A 4,312-nucleotide genomic window follows, 5' to 3' on the forward strand; every position below is an offset into this window, starting at 1 on the left:
ATAAAGTTCAGCGAGGACGAAAATTGACATATAGGTGATCCTGGCTTTGGCAAGCTCATCAAGCACTTTTTTATCGCCGGTCAGGAAAGAACTGTAGGCATTGGTATCAAGAATAATTTTCTTCATGCCCAATCTTCCGGATCAATTCTTTCAAAATCCTTAATATTGTTGGTGAATTCAATCATATCGGCTTTTGACCATACTCCAAAAAGATCAAGAAAATCCTCTCTGTGATTTTCGTTCAATTCTGGTTTAAGACCAAGAGCCTCTGCAAGAAGTTGCTTTATGGTTTTGTTTAAACTCGTTTTATTACTTTTAGCCCTTTGTCGAATTATCGAGTCGAGAGGGTCTTCGAGTCCATGAATAGTTATTGATTTCATAGGCGTCCTCCTTTTGAACCTGAACCACAATATTGTGTTTATGGTTCAATTGTAATTATTGTCGGAAAATAAAGCAAATATTTATCTGTTGAGTGCCACCACATCGAAGACACTTTTTTGTGCCAGGACATCGGGGTGCAAGGGCTAGGGGACGTTGTTGATTTAGTGACTTGAGGATTAGCCCTTGTTAATATCTGCATATGCCAAGAAAATCCAGAATAGATATTCCAGGATTACTGCAACATGTGATGGTTCGGGGGATTGAAAGACGTAATGTCTTTCTTGATGATGACGATCGAAAGGTTTTTGTTGGCAGATTTTCATCACTTCTTGAAGATACCGGTTGATGAAAATTTATCGTTACTGGCAGCTGATCTTTCTATGCGGCATGGTCTTTCCATGGCTGATTCTATTTATCTATGCAAAGGGTATTTTCCATAGGTGTCCCATTATAACCGCCGATGCAGATTTTGATGGTATTCCTGAAGTTATTTATTTCCCGAAAAAATGAACATTGTTAGATAATATAAAAGGGTTGAAAAATGGAACGTTACTTAAGCAACGTTGCTTTCTTTTGCTTTTCTTTTGCCCTGTAAGCATGCAATGAATAAGACCATTTCCTCTCTGCAAGACCACTATTTGCCAATGCTGCTCCTGGTGGCAGTGGCCTTTGGGCTTGGATGCACCCGATTTGGGACTGGGATATCTGGTGGCACCTTAGAGCCGATCAATTGATTCTGGAAAAGGGCGCACTTTCTTTTGTGGATCACACAGTTCACCTACGGTTCGGTAAATGAACCATGGATCGATCTGCATTGACTATTTCAAGTCCTGGTCATCTTCCTTTATAATTGCGGTGGGATAAATCTGCTGGTCCTGGCAAAGGCCGTTCTGCTTGCAGCCGGGGTGTTGGTTTGCTGGATAGCTACGGGACGCCAGTTACCGGTCTGGCTCAAAGTTTCGGTCTTATTCATGGTTACCCTTTGTTTGGACAGTCGGGGGCACCTGCGTCCAGAACTTCTTTCCTTTATCTTGTTGGCCACCTGTATGTACTTAAGTTCCGAATCCCAGAGAAACTAAGGGCTATCTGGGTTTTGCTGATCATTCAGGTGATTTGGGTCAATTGTCATGGGTTGTTTGTTCTCGGACTGGTTGTTTACACAGCTTTCTTGATTAGTTTGGCAACTGAAAAATTGTTGCCAGGAATCAGGAAATCTTCGCAATTCAGCTTACAGACCCTCTGTTGGTTAACACTGGCGGTAATTGGGGCAAGTTTCTGCAGCCCATACCTGGAGAAAGGGGCGATATTCCCTTTGATTCTCTACAGCAGATTTTCTACGTAGGGAGACTTTTATTTTTATCAGGTGGGAGGATTCCTGCCTTTTTTTGATTGCATCAAAGTCTATGGTTTTTTTGACATCCCGTTGTTTTCTGAAGTCATTCTTTTTAGTTTAGCCTGTCTGAGTTTTATCCTGTTGTGGAAAGCCAAGAGGATTGATGTTTTCCGGATCGTCCTCTTTGTCGCCTTCACTCACCTAGCTTTGTTGGCCTGGCGAAATATTGGGGTATTTGCAGTGGTGGCCGGGATTGTTACCTGCTGGAATTTCGGCGACTGGCTGGCCTTTGATCGGGATATGAGCGTAAGTCGGCCCCGGATCTATCCGCTCATGATCGGTAAAATTTCCTGGGCCCAAAATATTCCGGCACTGTTGCTTGGGTGGTATGTTTTCTTTTATTTTTGTCCTGGTGAGGGAAAGGGGACGTTGTTGATTTATTGACTTAAAGCTGCTCTGTCGCTGGAATTAATATATGCTTATAATTTTAAGATCTATTTTGTACGTTTTACGTATCAAGTACAGTTTGGTATCATGATTTTATGATTGAACATGCAAAGCGAAACGCATTCCCCGCAGCTCGGAGTGTCGCAGGCTCCCTTACCTGCTGCGGGGTTAGTGAGCGAATTAAATGATAACATCCCTACATACGGAGATTCCCCGTGGCTTGCCGCGGGGATCTTCAATTGTTAACAGTTTTTATTTTGTTAATCTTTTTAGAAGAATGTCTTCAACGTTCTGGCGTGAATCTATTACGGACAAGATGTAAACTTTTTTTTCTGAAATCCTGAAAATTATTCTCCACGGAACCACAATGAGTTCTCTGTACAAAAACAAACCTTGCTCTTGAAGCTCTGGTACAATGCGACCCCTTTCAGGAAACTGTGTAAGGCTTGATGCTTTTGCTTTTATTTTGTTGAATATTACTCTGGCATTTGTTGGACTATCTTCGGCAATATACAAGATTATATTTGTTAGATCTTCTTCTGCAATTCTCGCCCAGTGAACTTTGAACATGCAAAGCGAAACGCATTCCCCGCAGCTTGCTGCGGGGTTAGTGAGCGAATCTGATGAAAGAATCCTTCCATACGGAGATTCCCCGTGGCTTGCCGCGGGGAGCTTCAATGGCATGCTCATTTCTCTTTTATTGCCAACATTTTTTCAATGTCTTTAAAAACTCGATCCTGGGTTTTAGTATTCCCTTGTTTAATGTCTTCCTCACCTTGGGAAATAAGCTTAAGAAGGCCAATAGCTTTACGCATATTGTCGTAGCTTTCAGGGTCCTGAAGTACGCCCCTTGGTTCCCCATTCTGCGTGATAACAATGGGACGACGCGTGTCGTTAATTTGTTTAAGTATATCTGCCGCGTGGGATTTAAGAAAAGATACTGGTTTGATATCGGATGATATATTCATTGAGCCACCTCCTGTCTTAATATGGTACCACATTAAGACTACATGTCAATGAGCGATTCTTTGGTGGTCTCTTGGTCTTCATTTTCTCTCATGATAAAGATTGACAATTTTGGTTGTTTTACTGATATTGAAATAAGGAGGTGCATAATGAATATTTCTTTAACATCTGAGTTGGATGAATGGGTTTTAAATAAAGTTAAATCAGGAATGTATAAATCATCTAGTGAGGTGATTCGGGAGGGGTTGAGACTACTTTTACAACGAGATCTTCAGAAGCAGGCAATGCTTGATGAACTTAGAACTGAATTATTGATTGGTTGTAGACAGTTGGATGCCGGAAAATCGCAAGTTTTTGATGATTCATTGATAAGAACAATCAAAGAGCAGGGGCGGCAAAGATCCGGCTTATGAAAGAACTTACCCTGTTTATTTCTGATCAGGCCATAGAAGATTTAATGGAATTATGGCTTTATGTCGCCAATGATTCACCGCAAAGTGCAGATAAATTTATCGACCATATCCAGCAACAATGCCTTTTGATTTGCTCAACTCCAAAGATAGGCCGTGAAAGGGGCGAACTATTACCTGGACTGAGAAGTCTCCCTGTAAAAAGGTATATCGTTTATTATCGAATCAAGAATGAAGTAATTGAAATTGTCAGAGTTATGAGCGGTTATCGCGATATTGAGCAATTTTAACATTATGTATGTTGGAGGAAGGGGACGTTGTTGATTTATTGATTTAAGCCTGGATTTTTGCAAAATCTGCGTATGCCAAGAAAAGCCAGAATAGATATTCCAGGATTACTGCAACATGTGATCGTCCGAGGTATTGAAAGGCGAAATATTTTCATTCTGGGGTGAGCAGGGCGGTATTGCAGCAGCAATTCCCGAAGTGTTTACAACCCCAATAAAATAAAGGTTTGTTGTTAGTGGCTTCGCAAACTTTGGACATTAAGAATGAGGCACAAGATTCAATAACACTCTGTTTTTACGGCTATAATTCATTTTAAAGCGGCGCATTTTTTTCTTGACAAACCCCTGGAGGGGTGTTCGCGATTTTTCCTTGTATATTCAACAACTTACAAGGAGATTCCGCCATGTCTGCCCTCAGCCGCCACATCCGACGACAACAAGAACTGATCCAGAAACTCGATACAATCAAAATGCGCTCTCATCTTAAT

The 4,312-nt window shown here is 41.3% G+C and carries 7 protein-coding genes; 4 read left to right on the top strand and 3 right to left on the bottom strand.

Going from position 1 to position 4,312, the window contains the following annotated elements; all coding sequences use genetic code 11:
* Nucleotides 1–122: 122 nt before the first annotated feature.
* Nucleotides 123–380, bottom strand: coding sequence for an antitoxin (locus KKE17_08060; GenBank protein ID MBU1709941.1), 258 nt, complete (start codon nt 378–380; stop codon nt 123–125).
* A gap of 346 nt (nt 381–726) precedes the next feature.
* Between KKE17_08060 and KKE17_08065 the strand changes: the two genes are divergently transcribed.
* Together KKE17_08065 and KKE17_08070 are read left to right on the top strand one after the other, a co-directional pair.
* A complete protein-coding gene (locus KKE17_08065) occupies nt 727–891 on the top strand; it encodes a hypothetical protein (protein ID MBU1709942.1) in 165 nt (54 codons plus the stop codon).
* Nucleotides 892–1,855: 964 nt separating this feature from the next.
* The gene (locus tag KKE17_08070; protein ID MBU1709943.1) at nt 1,856–2,158 is read left to right on the top strand and encodes a hypothetical protein; all 303 of its coding nucleotides are present in this window, start codon (nt 1,856–1,858) and stop codon (nt 2,156–2,158) included.
* Nucleotides 2,159–2,413: 255 nt separating this feature from the next.
* Here KKE17_08070 and KKE17_08075 read toward each other — a convergent pair whose 3' ends face one another.
* Both KKE17_08075 and KKE17_08080 read right to left on the bottom strand, forming a co-directional pair.
* The gene (locus KKE17_08075; GenBank protein MBU1709944.1) at nt 2,414–2,731 is read right to left on the bottom strand and encodes a type II toxin-antitoxin system RelE/ParE family toxin; all 318 of its coding nucleotides are present in this window, start codon (nt 2,729–2,731) and stop codon (nt 2,414–2,416) included.
* 116 nt (nt 2,732–2,847) lie between these two features.
* Nucleotides 2,848–3,129: a type II toxin-antitoxin system Phd/YefM family antitoxin gene (locus KKE17_08080; protein MBU1709945.1), complete on the bottom strand. Its 282-nt coding sequence runs from the start codon at nt 3,127–3,129 to the stop codon at nt 2,848–2,850.
* Between the two features lie 147 nt (nt 3,130–3,276).
* Here KKE17_08080 and KKE17_08085 point away from each other — a divergent pair, with 147 nt between their 5' ends.
* Both KKE17_08085 and KKE17_08090 read left to right on the top strand, forming a co-directional pair.
* Nucleotides 3,277–3,540 (top strand): type II toxin-antitoxin system ParD family antitoxin, encoded by a 264-nt coding sequence (locus KKE17_08085; GenBank protein ID MBU1709946.1) that lies wholly within the window; start codon nt 3,277–3,279, stop codon nt 3,538–3,540.
* Nucleotides 3,537–3,827 carry a type II toxin-antitoxin system RelE/ParE family toxin gene (locus KKE17_08090; protein MBU1709947.1) on the top strand — a complete coding sequence of 97 codons (291 nt, stop codon included), beginning with the start codon at nt 3,537–3,539 and terminating at the stop codon, nt 3,825–3,827. Before KKE17_08085 ends, KKE17_08090 begins: the two co-directional genes overlap by 4 nt.
* The last annotated feature ends 485 nt before the right edge of the window (nt 3,828–4,312 follow it).

The sequence above is a fragment of the Pseudomonadota bacterium genome (assembly GCA_018823135.1).
GTDB lineage: Bacteria > Desulfobacterota > Desulfobulbia > Desulfobulbales > CALZHT01 > JAHJJF01.

Bases quoted from the DNA above. Each gene is read 5' to 3' on its own strand.
- KKE17_08085 (MBU1709946.1), top strand. From the start codon at position 3,277: ATGAATATTTCTTTAACATCTGAGTTGGATGAATGGGTTTTAAATAAA.
- KKE17_08065 (MBU1709942.1), top strand. From the start codon at position 727: ATGAAAATTTATCGTTACTGGCAGCTGATCTTTCTATGCGGCATGGTC.
- KKE17_08090 (MBU1709947.1), top strand. From the start codon at position 3,537: ATGAAAGAACTTACCCTGTTTATTTCTGATCAGGCCATAGAAGATTTA.
- KKE17_08075 (MBU1709944.1), bottom strand. From the start codon at position 2,731: ATGTTCAAAGTTCACTGGGCGAGAATTGCAGAAGAAGATCTAACAAAT.
- KKE17_08080 (MBU1709945.1), bottom strand. From the start codon at position 3,129: ATGAATATATCATCCGATATCAAACCAGTATCTTTTCTTAAATCCCAC.
- KKE17_08060 (MBU1709941.1), bottom strand. From the start codon at position 380: ATGAAATCAATAACTATTCATGGACTCGAAGACCCTCTCGACTCGATA.